Source organism: Streptomyces sp. R21, from assembly GCF_041051975.1.
Lineage (GTDB): Bacteria > Actinomycetota > Actinomycetes > Streptomycetales > Streptomycetaceae > Streptomyces.
Genome location: NZ_CP163435.1, coordinates 9898919 through 9915863, shown reverse-complemented (window position 1 = coordinate 9915863; position 16945 = coordinate 9898919). Strand labels below are relative to the sequence as shown.

18 protein-coding genes, 1 tRNA gene and 4 pseudogenes are annotated in these 16945 nt (G+C 68.1%); 13 read left to right on the top strand and 10 right to left on the bottom strand.

The window, feature by feature from the left end; translation table 11 throughout:
* Positions 1 to 64 precede the first annotated feature (64 nt).
* A pseudogene (locus tag AB5J56_RS44440) lies at positions 65 to 714 on the top strand (response regulator).
* A gap of 620 nt (positions 715 to 1334) precedes the next feature.
* Here AB5J56_RS44440 and AB5J56_RS44435 read toward each other — a convergent pair.
* On the bottom strand, positions 1335 to 2135 hold the full coding sequence (locus AB5J56_RS44435) for a maleylpyruvate isomerase family mycothiol-dependent enzyme (RefSeq protein WP_369242125.1): 801 nt from the start codon (positions 2133 to 2135) through the stop codon (positions 1335 to 1337).
* A gap of 175 nt (positions 2136 to 2310) precedes the next feature.
* On the opposite strand from AB5J56_RS44435, the pseudogene AB5J56_RS44430 reads away from it, so the two are divergent.
* Positions 2311 to 2423: pseudogene (locus AB5J56_RS44430) on the top strand (IS5/IS1182 family transposase); the annotation flags it as partial.
* A 102-nt stretch (positions 2424 to 2525) separates the two neighbouring features.
* On the opposite strand, the gene AB5J56_RS44425 reads toward AB5J56_RS44430, so the two are convergent.
* A complete protein-coding gene (locus AB5J56_RS44425) occupies positions 2526 to 2906 on the bottom strand; it encodes a winged helix-turn-helix transcriptional regulator (RefSeq protein ID WP_369242123.1) in 381 nt (126 codons plus the stop codon).
* Positions 2907 to 2980: 74 nt separating this feature from the next.
* On the opposite strand from AB5J56_RS44425, the gene AB5J56_RS44420 reads away from it, so the two are divergent.
* Positions 2981 to 3664, top strand: coding sequence for an NADPH-dependent F420 reductase (locus AB5J56_RS44420; RefSeq protein WP_369242121.1), 684 nt, complete (start codon positions 2981 to 2983; stop codon positions 3662 to 3664).
* Between the two features lie 24 nt (positions 3665 to 3688).
* On the opposite strand, the gene AB5J56_RS44415 is transcribed toward AB5J56_RS44420, so the two are convergent.
* The 3 genes from AB5J56_RS44415 to AB5J56_RS44405 all read right to left on the bottom strand — a co-directional run bounded on the left by AB5J56_RS44415 (position 3689) and on the right by AB5J56_RS44405 (position 7388).
* Entirely contained in the window at positions 3689 to 3925 is a 237-nt protein-coding gene (locus AB5J56_RS44415; RefSeq protein ID WP_369242119.1) for a hypothetical protein, read from the bottom strand.
* Between the two features lie 374 nt (positions 3926 to 4299).
* A complete protein-coding gene (locus tag AB5J56_RS44410) occupies positions 4300 to 4872 on the bottom strand; it encodes a hypothetical protein (protein WP_369242117.1) in 573 nt (190 codons plus the stop codon).
* Positions 4872 to 7388, bottom strand: coding sequence for a DnaB-like helicase C-terminal domain-containing protein (locus AB5J56_RS44405; protein ID WP_369242115.1), 2517 nt, complete (start codon positions 7386 to 7388; stop codon positions 4872 to 4874). The genes AB5J56_RS44410 and AB5J56_RS44405 overlap by 1 nt, the downstream gene beginning before the upstream one ends.
* A gap of 509 nt (positions 7389 to 7897) precedes the next feature.
* Here AB5J56_RS44405 and AB5J56_RS44400 point away from each other — a divergent pair.
* The 5 genes from AB5J56_RS44400 to AB5J56_RS44380 all read left to right on the top strand — a co-directional run bounded on the left by AB5J56_RS44400 (position 7898) and on the right by AB5J56_RS44380 (position 11033).
* Positions 7898 to 8482, top strand: coding sequence for a dihydrofolate reductase family protein (locus AB5J56_RS44400; protein ID WP_369242113.1), 585 nt, complete (start codon positions 7898 to 7900; stop codon positions 8480 to 8482).
* Positions 8479 to 8892, top strand: coding sequence for a VOC family protein (locus AB5J56_RS44395; RefSeq protein ID WP_369242111.1), 414 nt, complete (start codon positions 8479 to 8481; stop codon positions 8890 to 8892). The genes AB5J56_RS44400 and AB5J56_RS44395 overlap by 4 nt, the downstream gene beginning before the upstream one ends.
* 128 nt (positions 8893 to 9020) lie before the next feature.
* Positions 9021 to 9869, top strand: a complete 849-nt coding sequence (locus AB5J56_RS44390) for an alpha/beta hydrolase (RefSeq protein WP_369242109.1) — start codon at positions 9021 to 9023, stop codon at positions 9867 to 9869.
* A gap of 178 nt (positions 9870 to 10047) precedes the next feature.
* On the top strand, positions 10048 to 10632 hold the full coding sequence (locus AB5J56_RS44385; RefSeq protein ID WP_369242107.1) for a DinB family protein: 585 nt from the start codon (positions 10048 to 10050) through the stop codon (positions 10630 to 10632).
* A 104-nt stretch (positions 10633 to 10736) separates the two neighbouring features.
* Complete coding sequence (locus AB5J56_RS44380; protein ID WP_369242105.1) at positions 10737 to 11033, top strand: transposase; 297 nt, start codon at positions 10737 to 10739, stop codon at positions 11031 to 11033.
* 43 nt (positions 11034 to 11076) lie between these two features.
* Here the strand turns inward: AB5J56_RS44380 and AB5J56_RS44375 are convergent.
* Positions 11077 to 11196 (bottom strand) — tRNA-OTHER (locus tag AB5J56_RS44375).
* Between the two features lie 464 nt (positions 11197 to 11660).
* Positions 11661 to 12533 carry an ASCH domain-containing protein gene (locus AB5J56_RS44370; RefSeq protein WP_369242103.1) on the bottom strand — a complete coding sequence of 291 codons (873 nt, stop codon included), beginning with the start codon at positions 12531 to 12533 and terminating at the stop codon, positions 11661 to 11663.
* Positions 12534 to 12849: 316 nt separating this feature from the next.
* Here AB5J56_RS44370 and AB5J56_RS44365 point away from each other — a divergent pair.
* The 4 genes and pseudogenes from AB5J56_RS44365 to AB5J56_RS44350 form a co-directional block, all read left to right on the top strand.
* Positions 12850 to 13008, top strand: a pseudogene (locus AB5J56_RS44365) (hypothetical protein); the annotation flags it as partial.
* Positions 13009 to 13177: 169 nt separating this feature from the next.
* A pseudogene (locus AB5J56_RS44360) lies at positions 13178 to 13429 on the top strand (transposase); the annotation flags it as partial.
* A 59-nt stretch (positions 13430 to 13488) separates the two neighbouring features.
* Positions 13489 to 13890: a transposase gene (locus AB5J56_RS44355; protein ID WP_369242101.1), complete on the top strand. Its 402-nt coding sequence runs from the start codon at positions 13489 to 13491 to the stop codon at positions 13888 to 13890.
* 86 nt (positions 13891 to 13976) lie between these two features.
* A complete protein-coding gene (locus AB5J56_RS44350; protein ID WP_369242099.1) occupies positions 13977 to 14348 on the top strand; it encodes a hypothetical protein in 372 nt (123 codons plus the stop codon).
* Here the strand turns inward: AB5J56_RS44350 and AB5J56_RS44345 are convergent.
* The 3 genes from AB5J56_RS44345 to AB5J56_RS44335 form a co-directional block, all read right to left on the bottom strand.
* A complete protein-coding gene (locus AB5J56_RS44345; RefSeq protein WP_328334753.1) occupies positions 14297 to 14518 on the bottom strand; it encodes a helix-turn-helix transcriptional regulator in 222 nt (73 codons plus the stop codon). The genes AB5J56_RS44350 and AB5J56_RS44345 overlap by 52 nt on opposite strands.
* Complete coding sequence (locus tag AB5J56_RS44340; protein WP_369242097.1) at positions 14518 to 15009, bottom strand: DUF2975 domain-containing protein; 492 nt, start codon at positions 15007 to 15009, stop codon at positions 14518 to 14520. Before AB5J56_RS44340 ends, AB5J56_RS44345 begins: the two co-directional genes overlap by 1 nt.
* A 290-nt stretch (positions 15010 to 15299) precedes the next feature.
* Positions 15300 to 15842, bottom strand: a complete 543-nt coding sequence (locus tag AB5J56_RS44335) for an ArsR/SmtB family transcription factor (protein WP_369242095.1) — start codon at positions 15840 to 15842, stop codon at positions 15300 to 15302.
* A gap of 57 nt (positions 15843 to 15899) precedes the next feature.
* Here AB5J56_RS44335 and AB5J56_RS44330 point away from each other — a divergent pair, with 57 nt between their 5' ends.
* Positions 15900 to 16805, top strand: a complete 906-nt coding sequence (locus tag AB5J56_RS44330) for a S41 family peptidase (RefSeq protein WP_369242093.1) — start codon at positions 15900 to 15902, stop codon at positions 16803 to 16805.
* Positions 16806 to 16945: the final 140 nt, after the last annotated feature.

Here is a 16945-nt window from a genome sequence, read left to right as displayed (position 1 = left end):
GCGACTGGCGACTGGCCGCCCGCATCCCCCACCCTGCCGCCCTCGAACAGCACGGCACCCACACATGATCCGCGCCATGATCGTCGACGACGACGCCCTGGTCCGCCTCGGCCTGACCGACCTCCTGGACGGCGACCCCGGCATCGAGGACGTCGCCGAGGCCCCCGACGGCCTGCAGGCCATCGAACAGGCCACCGCCCACCGCATCAACGTCGCCCTCGTCGACGTACGCATGCCCCGTATGGACGGCATCACCGCCACCGCCCGCCTGCGAGCCCTCCCCCACCCGCCGAAGGTGATCACCCTGACCACCTTCGACCTCGACGAGTACGTCTACAACGCCCTCGCCGCCGGAGCCGACGGCTTCCTGCTCAAGGACACCGACCCCGCCGAAATACTGCGCGCCGTCCACCTCGTGGCCGCCGGCTCGGCCATGCTCCACCCCACCGCAGCCCGCCGCCTCATCGACCGCTACCACGCGGCCAACCAGCCCGAAACAACCGCTGCCAAGGCCAGGCTGGACCGGCTCACCCCCGCGAACGCGACGTACTCACCCTCCTCACCCACGGCGGCACCAACGCCGACATCGCCACCCGCCTCGCCATGCGCGAGAGCACCGTCAAGGCCCATGTCAGCCGCATCCTGACCTCCCTGGAAGTCACCAACCGAGTCCAGGCCGCCCTCTTGGCCCGCGACGCGGGACTCACAGCCTGACGAACGCAGACGGGAAACAAGGAGGAAGATGCTCGACACCTCGAAGCGATGTCGCGGCTGTCGGGATCCGCCGCTGCGTCTCGCCGCCTTGCTGCTCCGTGGGCGGAGCCGTGGAGGGCCAACGGCCAGGAGGGCGTGGTCCTCAGGGCGTGTCTCACCCCCTGTGGTGCGAGCCAGATGCCCAGCGAGGTGAGCTCGGCGAGCGCTGCCAGGGCATCCAAGACGTATCGGCGACCTGAGTACGGACACGCGCCCGAGCCCGGCCACCCTGCGGACACCGGCGGGCGTGAACTCCGGGCGCGGGACGGTTGGCTGCCCGCGGCTCAGTCCGCCAGGTCGACCGGGCACGGTGCCTCACTGTCCAGGCTCACGGTGTCCTGGCTCCGTGTCACCCGCCCGCGGCAAGTTGATCACGCCGAGAGCGTGGTAGCGCTCCACTATCAGCAGTACGTCGCTGAGAACGCGGGCCAGTTCGGCATTTCCGCTCAGGACGGCGATCCGGCGGTGCGCCCGGAGGTGGTCGGTGCCAGGCTGACGCGTCTGCCGGGCTGTCGAGTGCCTGGTCGGACTCGACTGCGGCTTCATCTGTCCACGCCGCCTGCGCCCTTCATCCTGAGCTACTACTCCGGCTCCCAGGCTACGAACTGGTCGAAGACACTCCGGCTGTCGTCGAGCTTCAAGGAGTTCAGGGGAATGCGGCCGTAGAAAGCGAGGACCAGCTCACTGGCCGAACCCTCGACAGAGGCATCGATCGCCTCCGGCACCTCGCCGGTGGCGGTAGCCGCAGGTGCGCCGGGTGTGGACAAGCGGGCGGCCCGGGCGCCGTCGTCGGAGAGCCAGTTGCGCCAGGAGCGACCCTCGGTGGCGTGGTACTCGATGACAGCAGGCTCGTGCGGCCAGGCCTCCGTCGTGGTGCAGAGGGTGAAGAGGAACTCCTCGACCCCGTCGAGGGCCACCTCCTCGGGCAGCGACTCCGGGGCGCCCACGGTCAGCTGGGCATCGTAGGTGTGCACCGCGATCTCATGGAGCTGGTGCCGGGCAACGGCACCGCAGGTCTGCGGCGACTGAGACTTGCCCCACCACACCCAGCAGCCCCGATCCGGGCCGGCTTCCCGCAGCGCGTCCAGCATGAGCTGCGTCGACTCGGCCAACCAGCCCAGCAGGGCTTCGCGCTCCCGGGGTGCGGTCGCGTCGCCCTGCGGTGCGGCGGCCTTGGCCGAGGCGTCGGGCCCTGCGTCGATGGTGGCGGCCCAGGCGCGGCGCCCCTCACCCAGGTGCTGCACCAGGTCGAGCAGCGTCCACTCGGGGCAGGTCGGCACCTGCAGGTCAAGGTCGGGCGCGCAGGCCACCGCGGCACGGAAGGCGGTCGACCGCTCGTCGATCAGTCGCAGCAGGTCAGGGAAGTCTGGAGTCTCTTGCACGCCGGATGTCTATCACCCGGCTCCGGCGAGGGGACAGCGATTTTCACAGCCGATGCGGCGTACGCACAACACAGGCCGCGCACACCGATGTTGCGGTGTCCTCATTCTGAAACGATCAGCAAAAGGTGAGACCAGGACCGGACGAAGGCCTGCTGACCGGAGCGGAGCCGATGGCAGACACCATCTGATCATCGACGCCACCGGCATCCCGCCCGCCGCTCACCTGATCGACGTCAACCGCAACGACGTCACCCGGCTCTTCCCGCTGCTCGAGGGGTGGCGCCCATGTGAGGCAAGCGAGGCCGCCCCGGCGCTGCCTGGACGCGGTGCTGGGTGGCAGAACGCGCGCTCACCCACGTCTATGGGTGCGCGCTCTCGCCGTTGACCGGTTCAGCGCGTAGGCGGAGTGGGCTTCGGGGCCAGCGTGCATGCTGCTTCCTGGGCGGCCATGACCTCATCGCCATACTCGAAGGCCCATGCGCCGACGGCGTCTATGGGCGCGAGCAAGGTCCGGCCCAGAGCGGTGAGTTGGTACACAACCCGTGATGGTGCGTCGAGGTCTGCCTGCCGGTCGACCAGTCCGTTGAACTGCAGTCGTCGCAGAGTCTCGTTGAGGACCTTGGAGCTGATGCCCCCGATCCGCTCCCGTAGTTCGGTCGGGCGTCTGGGGCCGTCGCGCAGCGCCCAGAGCACCACGGCGTTCCAGGTGTTGGAGAACAGGTCGAAGGCGAGTCGGGCGCGGCAGTCGGCGAGGAAGGCGTCGGTCGTCACGTACCAAATGGTGCCCGAACCGCCTTCTAGCGTCGGTGCAAATGGTCGAAGCAGCCACGGAGAGGGATTGCGTGATGAGAATCGGCGTACTGGGCACGGGAAATATGGCCGACGCGCTCGCCACCCATTGGGTGCGGGCCGGGCACCAGGTGATCATCGGCGGACGGGACGCGCATAAGGCGGAGCGGCTCGCGACGCGCATCGGAAGCGGCGCCAAGTCTGCCAGTCTGCGCGCGGCGGCCGCGTTCGGTCAGGTGGTGCTGGCCGCGCTGCCCTTCGGGGCGGGAGCAGATGTGGCACGGGAACTGCACGCGGCCCTGGAGGGCAAGGTGCTGCTCGACTGCTGCAACCCGGTCGGCACGGGCTTCCGACTGCTGACGGAGGGAGACCCCTCCGCCGCGCAACAACTGGCTGCGGCGGCACCGGGAGCCCACGTGGTCAAGGCTTTCAACCTCTGTCACGAGGACGTGTGGCGCATGCGGCCGCCCGTCTTCGACGGGCGACCACTGGCCGTACCGGTCTGCGGGGACAACGAGATGGCCCTCGCACGTGTTCGCGAGTTGGTGCGGGACGTGGGCTGTGAACCCGTACGTGGCGGCGGTCTCGAACGGGCGGGACTCCTGGAAGCGACGGCCGCGCTGTTCATCACGCTGTGGGTCGGCGAGGGAGCGGATGCCCAAGCAATCGCGCCTCCGCTGGCATACGCGGCTGGACCGAGCCACCAGGAAACGGGAGGCGGCACGGGGGCGTTCCGTTAGGGGTTCCAGTACGCCAGCAGCACTTCACCATCGCTGTCGTAGCGAGTGTGCCGCTTCCCCGCCGGGCGCCAGGTGAGCCTGCGCGAAGCGACCGGGCCGGCCCTCCATCGGCCGGGCCCGTTCCACCGGCCGCTTCAGCTTGCTTCGCGTCCCCTCGATCTTCGCGGTCACCGCGAGCAGCCCGATCCGGGGCACGATCTGCTTGGCCTGCATCGGCCCCGGCACGTCCGCGATCACCTCCACGGTGTCCGGTTCACACATCCGGCCGCCCGTGCATCGTGAGCCCTTCCCCGCAGTGCGGCACCATGACCGCCCTCGCTACTTGTGCTTAGGGCTCCGCCTTGCCATCTGTTCCCCTCCCTGTGACCTCGCTGACCGAGGCCCCGGAACCCGGGGATCCCATCGGTACTCCGGCAACCATCAGGTCGTCATCGATGCCGACAGCCGACGTGTCCAGCTCGGCGACTTCGACATGGCACCTTCCACAGCCCCAGCCTCGATCACCGTCAGGTGGTGCTGTGCCACCTCCGGCCCTGCGTCCGCTGATTCAAGAGATCGGACGCACGACGCCGTGGCTCGCGGTCGCCCCTGCGTGCACGATGATCAGCGATGACGCGAGCCTTTCAGGTGGCGTGTTACCTGAGTTCAACGGAGTAGCTGCCGCCGTCGAACGTCCATCCGTCAGTGCCTTCGCCGATGTCCTGCACAATGACGTCGTCGATGAAGTGGTCCTCGAACTCGTCGTCGGCGAGCTCGCCGGCTCCCCAGAGTGCCTCGATCGCGTCCCAGTCACCCCTGCTGGCGTCGATCCGCAGGGGCGCGGCGTTGCGTGTTCCGCGCTCGCGCCGGTCGCTGCCGGTGGTGACCCAGCCGCTGATCTCGAAGTCGCCGTTTTTGACGTGGCCGGGGATCGGGTCGGCGGGGACGACGGCGACGTTCTCGTAGGCGGTGTGGATGAGGTCGCGGTAGCTGGCGCGGACGTTGTATTCAGCGTCGGACAGCCAGTTGAGCAGGGTCTTGGCGGTCACGTCGAGGCCGGCGTCTTCCAGGGCCTGGTAGCCGCGGTGGGTTCCGGTGAGCTGGCTGAGCTGGGCGTGCCAGTGCTTGGCGTTGTACGTCGAGAGCCGGTGGCGTGGCGTGACTTGGGCACGTAGAAGGTCATTGAGGGCGGCGCCCAGGGAGTCCCCGTGGCCGGTGGGTCCGGCCATCAGTCGTCACCCTCGGGGATCATCTCGCCCGGCTGGATGAACTTGGCCTTGACCTCGCCGAAACCGGTCCCGATCCGGTACGTGGCGGGCGGCGTGTCCGCGGGTGTCCAGAAGACGGCCGCGTCGACGTTGCGCAAGGCAATGAGCCTGTGGCCCTCCTGGACCGCCTTGAAGGCGACGGTCCAGTGACGGACGGACGCCTCGGCGACCATGCTCATGCGCCAGTCCGGCCGCCAGAACGGGGACTTCTGCTCCGGCCGCTTGGCCCACAGCAGACGAAGCGTGATGGACAGCCGCGTCTTGTACGCCTTGTACGGCTCGCCACCGGCCTGGACGAGCTCGATGCGCGCCTGCCGGGCCGCCTCGTAGAACGGCTTGAACAGCGACTCGTTGGCTTTCCCCGTCCACGAGTCGCAGATGGTCGGCATCGTGGCGAGGTGGCCCTCGCGGACGAGCTTCCCCAACTGCCTGATGTGCGGGGTGGTGACCCACACGCGGCCCTGCTCGTCGGGCCGATCGATGATCCGGCCCAGTGGGTGTGGCATGTCCGTGCGGGGCCAGTGCGGGATGTCGATGAGGTAGATACCGGCACTGGATTTGTCGAACGCTTCAAGGGGCCCGGTGTGCAGCAGCTTGTTCGGAGCGAGGGGGACGGCTGAACAGGCGGACGGGTAGCTGCCGTTGCGGTCGATCAGGCACAGCACTCCGTCGCCGAACGCGTCGGGCACATCGAGCTGATCCCGCCGGACTCGCTTCCCGTTCGGCCTGTCGTAGGGGACGCGCGTTCTGGTGACGTCGGGGTGTACCCAGCGCGGTTCGCCGTCCATGTGCTCACTGATCAGTGGCCACGGACCGCTTTCCCGCTCCTCGATACGGATGACCCTGATCGGGTGCATCTTCGAGCGGTCGACCGCGTCCTTGAGGAGCTTCAGTGCGGGGAAGACCGCGGTCGTCGGCTCGTCTTCCTCGTCCCCCGGCTGAAGTTCCTCTTCTGTTTCTGTGTCCTCTTCTACGTCCACTGCGTGACCGTTTTCCGCGGTGGCTAGGGTAGCTGCGGGCTGCCCAATGGTGTCGGCGGGCGCGCCGGGGCCGTACGCCTGCAGCGCGGCGGCGAGGCGGCGCCCCTCGGCGGTGTCGGGCAGCTGCGGCGGTGCCGAAGCTGCCCGAGTCAGCTCCGGCCCGAGTTCCGCAAGGGCTTCGGGGTCACGCTTGGCCAGTGCGGTGCGCAGGGCCGCGAACACGTGGGTGACGGAGGCCGGCAGCCCCTGCTGGGCGCCGGAAGTGTACGGGAGCGCGGCTTCAGCCAGCTCCTGTTCCAGCGCGCTGCCCAGAGACCGCGCGATTCCTTCGCCGCCCGTACGGTCGCCCGGGGCGGCTCCGGCGTCGAGGAAGCGGGCGTGCAGCAGGTCGGGGCTCAGGTACGCCGAGCCAATCGTGCCGAAGTCGCGCTCGGCGATGGCCACTTGGACCTCGGAGGGGTCCTCGGTCGGTGTGAGCGACAGCAGGACGTCGGCGTCCAGGAGATCCAGGAGTGTGGGATCGGCGCTGTCCACGATGGCGAGCACCGGCACATGCAGGGTGCGCGCGAGGGAGGCCAGGACCTGCGAGGCGGCCGGGAGACGGTCACCGGACAGGGGAAGCCGAGGGTTGTGGGTGGCCTGGAGCCGGTCCACGACCACCAGGGCCAGGTCCGGGACGTAGGGGGCGGTCTCCGCGATCGCCTCGGCGGTCAGATCACTGCCGTCGTCGATCAGCAGCGGCGCCTGGACCAACTCCTGGGCCACTCGCTGCTCGTGCGCGGTGAGGCGGCCCTGCTTCAGCCGCGGGTAGTCGCCCCCGGTCTCCGCGGAGATGATCCGGCGCATGATGTCGGCCTGGTTCGGTCCCGACGCCGCGTACAGGACCCGGTGGTTGTCGACGAGCGCGGTCTGCCGTGCGGCGGCCAGGCCCAGCAGACTTCCGCCCACGTTCGGGGCGGCCGCCACCAGCGTCAGCCGCCCGGGCTGCAGACCGCCTGTCGCGGCGTCCAGGCCAGCCAGCCCGAACATGCGGCCACCGGTCGGGCCGGAGGCGAGCACGGCACCGATGGCGTCGCCCAGCGTGGCGAGCCTGCGCGGTGCACTGCCACTGTTCTGATCGTGTGGGCTGTTCACCGCACCTCCTGCGGGCACCGCGCCGGTGTGGGCGGTTGTGTCGGGCAAGGGAGCACCTGACGTGGTGTTGACGGGTAGCAATACCGCGACCGGGGTACGGCCCCGTCGGAGCACCTGCGGCTGCCCCTGGGCTGCCAGCGTGATGAGTTCGCCGAAGTCCTTCTGCGCCGCACTCAGTGTGTGGGACGGGAACGCATCGGTCTTCCGTGCTGCCGGAAGCCGGTCCAGCGGCGCGAGCAGAGCACTCTCCCGATGCTTGTGGATCAGCGTGCAACGTCCCAGCTCGGCCCGCTTCACCAGGGAGAAGAGATCGTTCCGTGCCTCGGTCGCGTTTATCGCGGCCTCTTCGTCCGGTTGACTCACTCACCCTCCCATGGCACTCAACTAACCATTAGGCTAGCAGAATCCACACCATCAGTAGGCTGAAGTCACACTTATTGCCCTGCAATTCACTCGCTTGTGAGGCTCTTCGGCGCGAGGTGCCTGCTCGACGCATTCGTGACCGGTACCAACGAGCAGCCCCACGACACGACGAAGGCCGAGGCCCACGACAAGTGGACGGCCGACAACTCCGAGTCGCGCCGTCCGGGTTCAGTCCGGCCATGCGGGAGACTCGGCAGCGGGCGCTGATGCTGTCGCTCGTGCGCCACATGTCGCGCAAGCGCCGGAGCGTGCTTCGAACGCGGTCGGCTCGTTAAACGCCCTGAGGCTCACGCAGCCTGAACCACCGCACCTGAACAACTGCTCTGGATATAAGCCTCGCCAAGGCGATGAGTTTGGCAGCTGCCTGAAGTCTTCCACTTCGACACTCCCGCCCCGATGGGGCGAGAAGCGGAGCATCCCCATGCCATGGAGGAGAGAGGAAGGTCAGCATGAGCAATCCGATTCGGCTGTACATGTCGATGTCGCTCGACGGCTACGTCGCCGGTCCGGACGACCGACGGGGCCAGGAGCTCGGACGCGCCGGTGGACGTCTTTTCAACTGGCTCGACGATCGGGAGTCCGACGGTCCCAGCGGACAGGTCTACCGCGAGGCGCTGGCAACCGGAGCGGTAATCTCCGGCCGTCGGACCTTCGAACTCGCCGGGCGTTGGCAGGGCGACCATCACGACGGTGTGCCGATCTTCGTCCTCACCCACCATGTGGATGACGGGGACGTGCCACCAGGCCACGCGCGATTCGTCACCAACGTCGAGGACTGCGCCCGTCAGGCTCGCGCGGCCGCCGGTGACCGGCCGGTCATGGTCCATGGGGCAGGCGCGGCCCAGGCGCTCCTGCGAGCCGGGCAGATGGACGAGATGGAGATCCACCTGGTTCAGGTCCTCCTCGGGGACGGCCGACGACTCTTCGACCACTTCGGTGGCGATCACATCGAACTCGACCTCGTCCGACGGCTCGAGGACCGAGACGTCACGCACCTCCGCTACCGCGTGCGCCGACCCGAGGAGGCCGCGTGAAAACGCTCTTCGTCGCCTACCGCGTCACCGACCTGGACTGCTCGCTCGATTTCTACACCGCCCTGGGCTACGTCGAGCTGGGCAGGGTCGAGAGCGGCGACGGGAGTCACCTCGTGATCCTCAAGTTCCCCGGCGAACCGGCGGCCTCGCTCGAACTGGTCCACCGCCCCGTCGCCGGACGCGTCGACGTGGGCAGCGGTGTAGATCACCTCGCGATCCAGGTGGACACACTGGGCGCCACCCTGGAGCGGCTGACCGACGCCGGCCTGGAGCCGGGACCTGTCCAGTACCCGGGCGGCACTCACGGCCCGAAGACGTCGTGGCTCACCGACCCGGATGGCTACCGGATCGAGTTGGTGGAGTGGCCGCCTGGACACCCCGACGGCATCACCGCCGCGGACTTCTCCTGAGCGGTCGGGTGAGCGGAATCAAGAGATGTCCCTCCTGTACGACCTCAACGCATCGCTGTGACCAGCAATTTCACAACAGACCCCTAAACCCCTTTGAGACAGTCGCGATTTCATTTAGTTTGGCCCGCGTGACGATCGAGGTGCCCTACCAGCCGCTTCCGATTCACCAGTCAGACGTTCGCTACGCCCACGGCCCCGACTCTGCTGCACAGCCCGGAGTGCCCGGCGGCGAAACAATCGAGTTCGACTGGAACGTCAGCAAGATCTACCCCGGGACGTCCAGGAAGTTCTGGGTCCACGTGCCCGCGCGTTACAACCCTTCCGAGCCGGCGTCGCTCATGGTGTTCCAGGACGGATGGTGGTACCTCGACCCCGATGGGGAAGTCCGCGGCGCCATCGTCCTGGACAACCTCGTCCACCGTGGCGACATCCCGGTCACCATCGGAGTGTTCGTCGACCCCGGCGTCTTCCCCGGCGCCGAAGATCCGAAGAACCGTAATAGCGAGTACGACGCGTACGACGCTCGGTACGTCGGTTTCCTCCTCAGCGAGATCATCCCAGAGGTCACAAAGCACTACTCGATCGCCGAGGACCCCGACCGGTGGGGCATCTGCGGCGGTAGCAGCGGCGGCAACTGCGCCTTCACCGCGGCATGGCTGCGCCCGAACAAGTTCCGCCGGGTCATCGCGTTCCTGTCCAGCTTCGCGCAGATGCCGGACGGCAACCCCTACCCCGAACTCATTCCCCGCGTTCCCCGCACGCCGCTGCGCATCTTCCTGCAAGCGGGCCATCGTGACCTGCGCTGGAATGAGCCCGAGGGGAATTGGCTCGCCGACAACCTGCGCGTCGCGGCCGCGCTCGCGGAAGGCGGTTACGACTTTCGGCTGGTCCTGGGCGATGGCGGCCACAGCCCCAACCACGGTGGCGTCCTGCTCCCCGATGCCCTTCGCTGGTTGTGGCGGTCCGACGAGGGCTGAGTGCGGTCAGGTGTTGATCAATAGCCTTGACCACCAGGGCGGCCAACCGGAGCACTCAGTCACAGCTTCTCGTAGCAGGTCAGGGCGGCGGCCATGGCCAGGCCTCGGCTCTGCCAGTCGTTGCGGACCACGTACGGGATCTTGAGACCACGAGCGGCCCATGGCAGGCTCATGCCGCGTGATCGATGATTTCGCGAAAGACAACCTGCACGGGAGACTGCGGCGAGACCGCAAGGCGCTGCTCTGGAAACTCGACGGCTTGTCCGAATACGACGCCCGCCGACCTTTGACAGCGACCGGGACCAACCTCCTCGGCCTGGTCAAGCACGTGGCCACCGTCGAGGCCAGGTACTTCGGCGAGGTCTTCGACCGCACTTCCCCGGAACCGCTGGCCCGGTGGCAGGACTCCAACGGCAACGACCTGTGGGCGACCGAGGACGAGACCCGCGATCAGATCGTCGCGTACTACCGGCGCACGTGGGAACACTCGGACGCGACGATCAACGAGCTTCCCCTCGACGCCCCCGGCCACGTGCCGTGGTGGCCGGAGCCTTATCCCAACACGAACCTGTTCGCCATCATGGTCCATGTCCTCGGCGAGTCCATCCGGCATACCGGGCACGCCGATATCCTGCGCGAGGGCCTCGACGGCCGGACAGGGATACGCGCCGAACACGAGAAGCAGATCGACGAGGAAGCCCGTGCAGCCTACTGCGCGAAGATCGAGCAGGCCGCCAGGTCGGCCGCGCCAATCAAGGCATAGAGGTTGTCTCACGTGACTTGATGTTCATGCGGCATGATGCCGTCGTAGGTGCTGATCTATCGAAGCGTCTGGTTCCTGATGAACTCTAAGAGCTGGCCGCCCCGTTGCTGCCGTCGTTCGCTGCTCGTCCGCAACGTGGTCGGACCGCTCCGTGTGACGAGCGGGCCGTGTTCCCTGCAGTGGTGTACGCGCTGACCAGCGGCTATGCCTGGCGGCATCTGCCGCCGACGTTCGGCACGTCGCCCGCCACCGCGCATCGCCGCTTCACGGTATGGACGGAGGCCGGCCTGTGGCGTCGGCTGCACCAGGCGATGCTGGACGAACTCAGGGCCCGGGCGAGGTGGACTGGACCTCGGCGATCGTCAACGCAGCCTCCGTTCGCGCCAAAAGGGGGACGCTGACCGGGCCGAACCCGGTCCGCTACCGCATCCGAGGGACGGTTGCTGGCGCCGACGGGATTCGAACCCGCGGACGAGGACAGGCAGGGCCCGCCTGATCCCCATCAGTCGTCGCGAGGAGGGCCTTCCCCGCGACGATCGCAATGGGCCGCTCTGCCACAGCGCCGCAACCTGCCGGAACCGCGCGATCCCGGGTCCGGCGAGCCTAGCCATCTCCGCCTCGGACGAGCCAGCCGGTTTCGGTGCCTCGCCGCATGACCGGCAGGGCCAGGACCCCGGCGCCTTGGCCGCTGTGCCCCACCCCAGATGGGGCCGCCGACGCGAGCCCGGCGACGCTGCCCAGCTCCGTCGCGACGGACGCCGTCACTCACAACAGCGCCTCAGAGCCTGCGTCCGAGGCTTGCATGGCAAGATGCGCTGGTCTCGGACGGGTTCTGATTTCTGAAATCTGTGCAGTCAGGGGCTTGTCGCTTCGGGCGGGGCTGCCCGAAGCGGCGGGGCGGACGAACGCCGATGCCGTCCATATTTGTGGTCCAGCCGAGGTCAGCCGAACAGGGCAGTGGGATGATCACGGCTCCCTCAGTGCTCGTCGTCACCTCGTGGCCCAGTCGTCGTTGGCGCATCCGCGGTTTAAGCGGCGCCCGTCTTGTCGTTGATCTGGAAGGTGATGACGTCGACTTCGTCGGTTCCCGCCAGATCTGGGTAGTGGCCCTTGAGGCCTTCCCGGAGTTCGGCTGCGGTCGTCAGCCCCTCAGCTTGGGCATCCTGGTTGGTGAGGTCGCTGACCAGGCAGTGCCTGATGCCGGTCACCTCTGCCGACAGGACGACTTCGGGGTCGCTCTCAAACACCAGCCGTGCCGGCCCGAGCTGGGCCGGGTCACGGAAGCGGGTGGTCTTGGTCTTGGCGCCGGAGCGGACGACTTCGAGGTAGCGGGGGTTGAACCGAATGATCGGGGGACCGGCCGTCTCGGGGTCTTGGCAGAGCGATGGGTCGAGACCGTTCATGCCCGCCTCCGGGGTCCATCGCTGAGCCAGCGGCATCAGGTCGGCGGCGAGAACGGACCTGAGCCCCGCGGGCGTTGGCACGATGACGCGCATGGTGGGGTAGTAGTCCACGAAGACCTGCCGATCTCGCCCGCACGGGCCGATGACCCCGCGCCCGTGGTTTCCCACGGCGACGATGCAGCGCATCTGGCGGGCGCCCTGGGCTCGCGCGGCTCCCAGAGCCACGAGTTCGGCGCAGGGTCCGCCGGTGAAGTGGTAGAGGTTCACGCCAGCGAACATCCGGTAGTCGGCGGCCATGACCGCGCCGCCCACCGTGTGGATCCCGTCTTCGTCGGGCCCGGCGTCGGTATGCGCGTCTATGGTGCGGCGTGCCAGCTCCACGAGCTCACGCTCGTCATCATCGAGAACTCGTGCAGATGACGGGACGTACACCTTTTTGACCTTCCCTTCCGTCAGCAGTCGCCCAAGAGCATTCCACGCCTTGCAGGTGGGCTCCACAGGGTTTCCGCCTACCTTGGCTGGACCCCTATGGGGGTCCCGTGTGCAGGGGTGGAGCGCCCCGGCTAAGACCGGTCGTGGTCACGGACGACGATCCCGGGCCGCGGCTCTGCCGTGGATATGGTGGCCCAGTGATGCCGACAGTGAAGGCGGCGGCGGTTTTCTGCTCGTCGGCTTGTCGGCCCCGCCAGGCGGACGTCTCGCACACCATCCACAAGGTCCTGGCCAGCATCCCCGATGAGCAGGAGCGGTTCGAGGCGGTCAACAACCCCCGCCCAACCCCCGCGGCGGCCCGCCGAGGTGGACGCACGACAGCGCGAAGCGGGTGGTGGGCTGGAAGGTCGACACCCCGGAGAGCGTCCAGGAGAAGGTGGAGGGCCATCCACGACCTGGCCAGCGACGACGCGGTCGCGGCGGTTGCGACCACCGACTTCCTGCGCCGTCCGGCGGTCGCCTCGAAAGCCATGGCCGATGACACGGCCCGGCACGACCCCTGCATCCGCACGGTCATGGCCCAGATAGGTGTGATCGAGTCCACCCTTCCACTGCTGGCCAACCTGGAGTGAACCGAAGCAGGAAGACAGGCAACGGGCCGCGACCGCCCCGCAGTTGGCCACGTCTCCAGGTCGCGGCCCGGCATCGTCATGCTGCCCCGCTACCGCTACCCCTCCGACACCAGCGACCTCGAATGGGCCCTGCTCGAACGCCTCCTCCCGACACCCGCATGCCAGACCCCCAGGGGCGGCGCTCCCGAGAAGTGGCCCCGCCGACGCGTCGTCGATGCCATCCGCTACATCACCGGCAACGGGGCGAAATGGCGCGCGCTGCCCACCGACTTCGGCATTCCGTGGCGCACCTGCTTCGGGTATTTCGCCCGGTGGGCGAAGGCTGGAGTCCTCAAGCGGATCCTTGACCAGCTCCGCCGACGCCTGCGGCTGCGCAGCCGACGCTGCGCATGGCCGGTCCGGGTGATCGTGGACTCCCAATCGGTCAAAGGCGCGGAGACGGTGTCGCAGGCGACGCGCGGATACGACGCGAACAAACACATAAATGGGAGGAGCGGCATCTCCTGGTTGACCAGGACTGCCTGCTCGTCGACCCGCTCGTCACCCCCGCCGACGTCCAGGACCGCGACGCGGCCCGCATCCTGCTGACCCGCCTCCATGCCGAGCACCCCGAGAACGTACTGGTTTGGGCGGACAACGGCTACGGCAGAGACGAGTTCAGCACCTGGGCCCAGGCCACCCTCCGTATCACGATCAAGGTGGCCCCCCGCCCCAAGGACGCCAAGGGCTGCCCGTCCATCGGCGCCAAACCGAACGGCAAACCCGACCATGCCCAGTTCCAGGACCCGTGACCTGCGAAAGGAGGATGTGACGCAGGCACTCAAGACCTGGACGGTGACGTGACGGCTATGGTTCACCGGGCCCGGAGGGAGACTGCTTGTTCGTGGAGATCCTCTTCGTCGGTCTGACGATTGATCGTGACAACGTCGAAGAGGCTCTGGAGGCCGCCTTCGAAGACGACGGCGAGACCGCAGGGCCCGGGGGTGGCACGGGCCGATGCCACCTCGACTTGGAGAGCGCGGACCCTGTGGCCAGCAGCGAGGTTCCGCGAAGGCTCGAAGGCGTTCTTGTGGAGCTCGGCGTGAGCGAATCGGGGTCGCTCCAGCAGGCCCGGGACCTTCTGGGGTACGGCTCCGGAATGCTCGGGGAGTTGTCAAAGGCAAGCGGGATCGGCGATGACGCGTCGGCAGGCACGGTTCATTCGCCCGCGGTGTCCTCCGTCTCCCAGCGCAGCAGGTCGCCTGGCTGACACCTGAGCACCTCGCAGAGCGCGGCGAGCGTCGCAAAGCGCACCGCCTTGGCACGGCCGTTCTTGAGCACCGCCAGGTTGGCGGGCGTGATCCCTACGCGGTTCGCGAGGTCGCCCACGGACATCTTCCGCCTGGCCAGCATCACGTCGATGTCGACGACGATCGGCATCAGATCACCTCGTCCAACTCGGCCTGCATCTGCGCCGCTTCGACGTCGCGCGCGACGGCCTGGGCGAGCAGCATGCGCAGCACGAGCACGATGAGCGCGACCCCCAGAATGGCCACGCCGACCCCGCCCATGATGACGGTGACGCCCGGGTCGTCCCGCTGGCCCGGCGCATTGAGGGCCGTGACCGCGAACCACATGAGGGCAGCCGCGACGATCGCGCCGATCACGATGTCCACGTACCGGAAGGCGGCGTGGGAGAACACGGTTCCGCGTCGCACCATCGACACCAGCCGCCCTACGCAGACCACGGCGACCTGGACCGACACCATGCCCAGGATCGTGACAACGCGCAGCGGGGTCAGCGGAAGTGACCCGTCCTCCGGATCGCTCCCGGTGACCAACGCCCACACCATCCCGGCCTGTACAAACACGGTGCCCGCGAGCATCACCACGAGCACGGCCCGCAGCGCACCCACTGTCAGCTTTCTCATGACCCGTCCTCCCATTGATACACGATGGGAATCTATCGATTTTCGATAGGCGAGGCAAGGGCTACCCCGAGGCCTTGCCCTGCGACGCAGCACCGCATGCACCCGTCGGACAGGACCCGGATCCCGAAAGAGCCATATCAAGGACGCCCGCCTCCGCCAGACAAGCCGCCGACGAGTCCGCCGATCGTGCGGTGGCACGCTGCGGTCGGGACGCCCCTTGTCCCCGACGCCCTGGCCCGTCGCCAATTGACGGCGGCCCGCTCAGGCCCAACGCAGCCACCGCTGCACGGCTAGGCGGAACTGGTGGTGCTGGTCGGCAGAGCCTGCTGGTAAAGCGCCACCAACACGCCGTGCACGGGCTGGTCTTCTGCATCCTCCTCGGCCTCATCGACCAGTTGGGCGAGGGTCTCGCCGAGTTCTCCTGCCTTCGCGGGGCTGAGACGCAGGTGGCGCAGTGTCAGCTGAGTCTCGGCGGGAGAGCGGTCCAACTCCTGGGCGACCGCGGCGAGCATCGCGGCGGTGCCTGCCGCTTGGGGCTCGGCGACGACCATGTGGCGGGCCGTGCGCTGGTAGTACCGCTCGGTGCCGCCGCGGACCTGGCGGGTCTCGGCGATGTGGACCAGCCCGGCTTCGCGCAGCACTTTGAGGTGGTGGGCCACGTTGCCCTTCTTCGCATCGAGCTGCGCCGCAAGCTGGCTGGTGGTGGCAGGCCGGTGGCCCAGGGCGAAGAGCAACCGCTGACGTAACGGGTGGGAGAGCGCCGCGAACTGCTCAGGCGCACCGATCTCCAGGACGTCCTCAGGAGGCGGCAGATAGGGAGGCTGATCACGCATACCAAAAGTGTCTAAACTCTTTGACGCTTCCGCAAGGGCAGTGCTCTACTCCCTGCCATGACGACTCCAACGAAGCTTCCGCCGGCCCCTGTCATCGACGAGACAGCCCGGCTCCTGATCGAGCACTACATCTTCCCCGAGATAGCCGAGCAGCTCGCCGGTCTGCTGCAACGACGCCTCACCGAAGGCGCCTACGACGTCGACGACACCGAGGATCTCGCCCGGCTGGTCACCGCGGACCTGCAGTCCGTCAACGGCGACCGACACCTGAGACTGAAACACCACACCGACCCGGTGCCCCCAAAGCAGGGCGCTGCCACCCTGGACGCCATGCGCCGGGACTTCGACACCTCGCTGGGCGGTGCGCCCCGGGTGGAGCTGCTCGACGGAGGGGTCGCCGTGGTGGAGCTGGCACCGATGCTGTTTCCGCTGGAGTGGGCCGCCGAACCGCTGAGCGCCGCACTCACCCTGGCCTCCCGCGCCCAGGCGCTGATCGTGGACCTTCGCTCCAACCGGGGCGGCGACCCGGACACGGTCGCCTTCGTCTGCAGCTACCTCCTGGAGGAGCGCACCCACCTCAACACGATGCACTGGCGCGGCGGCAAGCGCAGCGAGCAGTCCTGGAGCCTGCCGCACGTTCCCGGTGCGCGCTTCGGTGGCAGCAAGCCGTTGTATGTGCTCTCCAGCGACAGCACCTTCTCTGCCGCTGAAGAGCTGGCGTACGACCTCCAGCAGCTCGGCCGCGCCGTTGTCGTCGGCGAGCCCACCCGCGGCGGCGCGCACCCGTGCCAGGGCTGGACGGTGCACCCACACCTGGAAGCCACCATCCCCGTCGGCCGCGCCATCAATCCCGTCTCCAGCACGAATTGGGAGGGCACCGGTGTGCAGCCGGACATCCCTTGCGCTGCTGCTGACTCCCTCGCCCACGCGCACGCGCTGGCCCTCGCCCGGCTGACAGGCTGACCCAGTTGTCCACGGCCTCGTAGTGCGACTCACCAGGAATTCCGTGAAGCCAGCCGTGAAGCTGTCTCCACGGTGACTCCGGGGACTCTGCGGCTGGCGACCACGAGAAGGACGCGATTTCGCAGCAGGGAAGCCCGCAC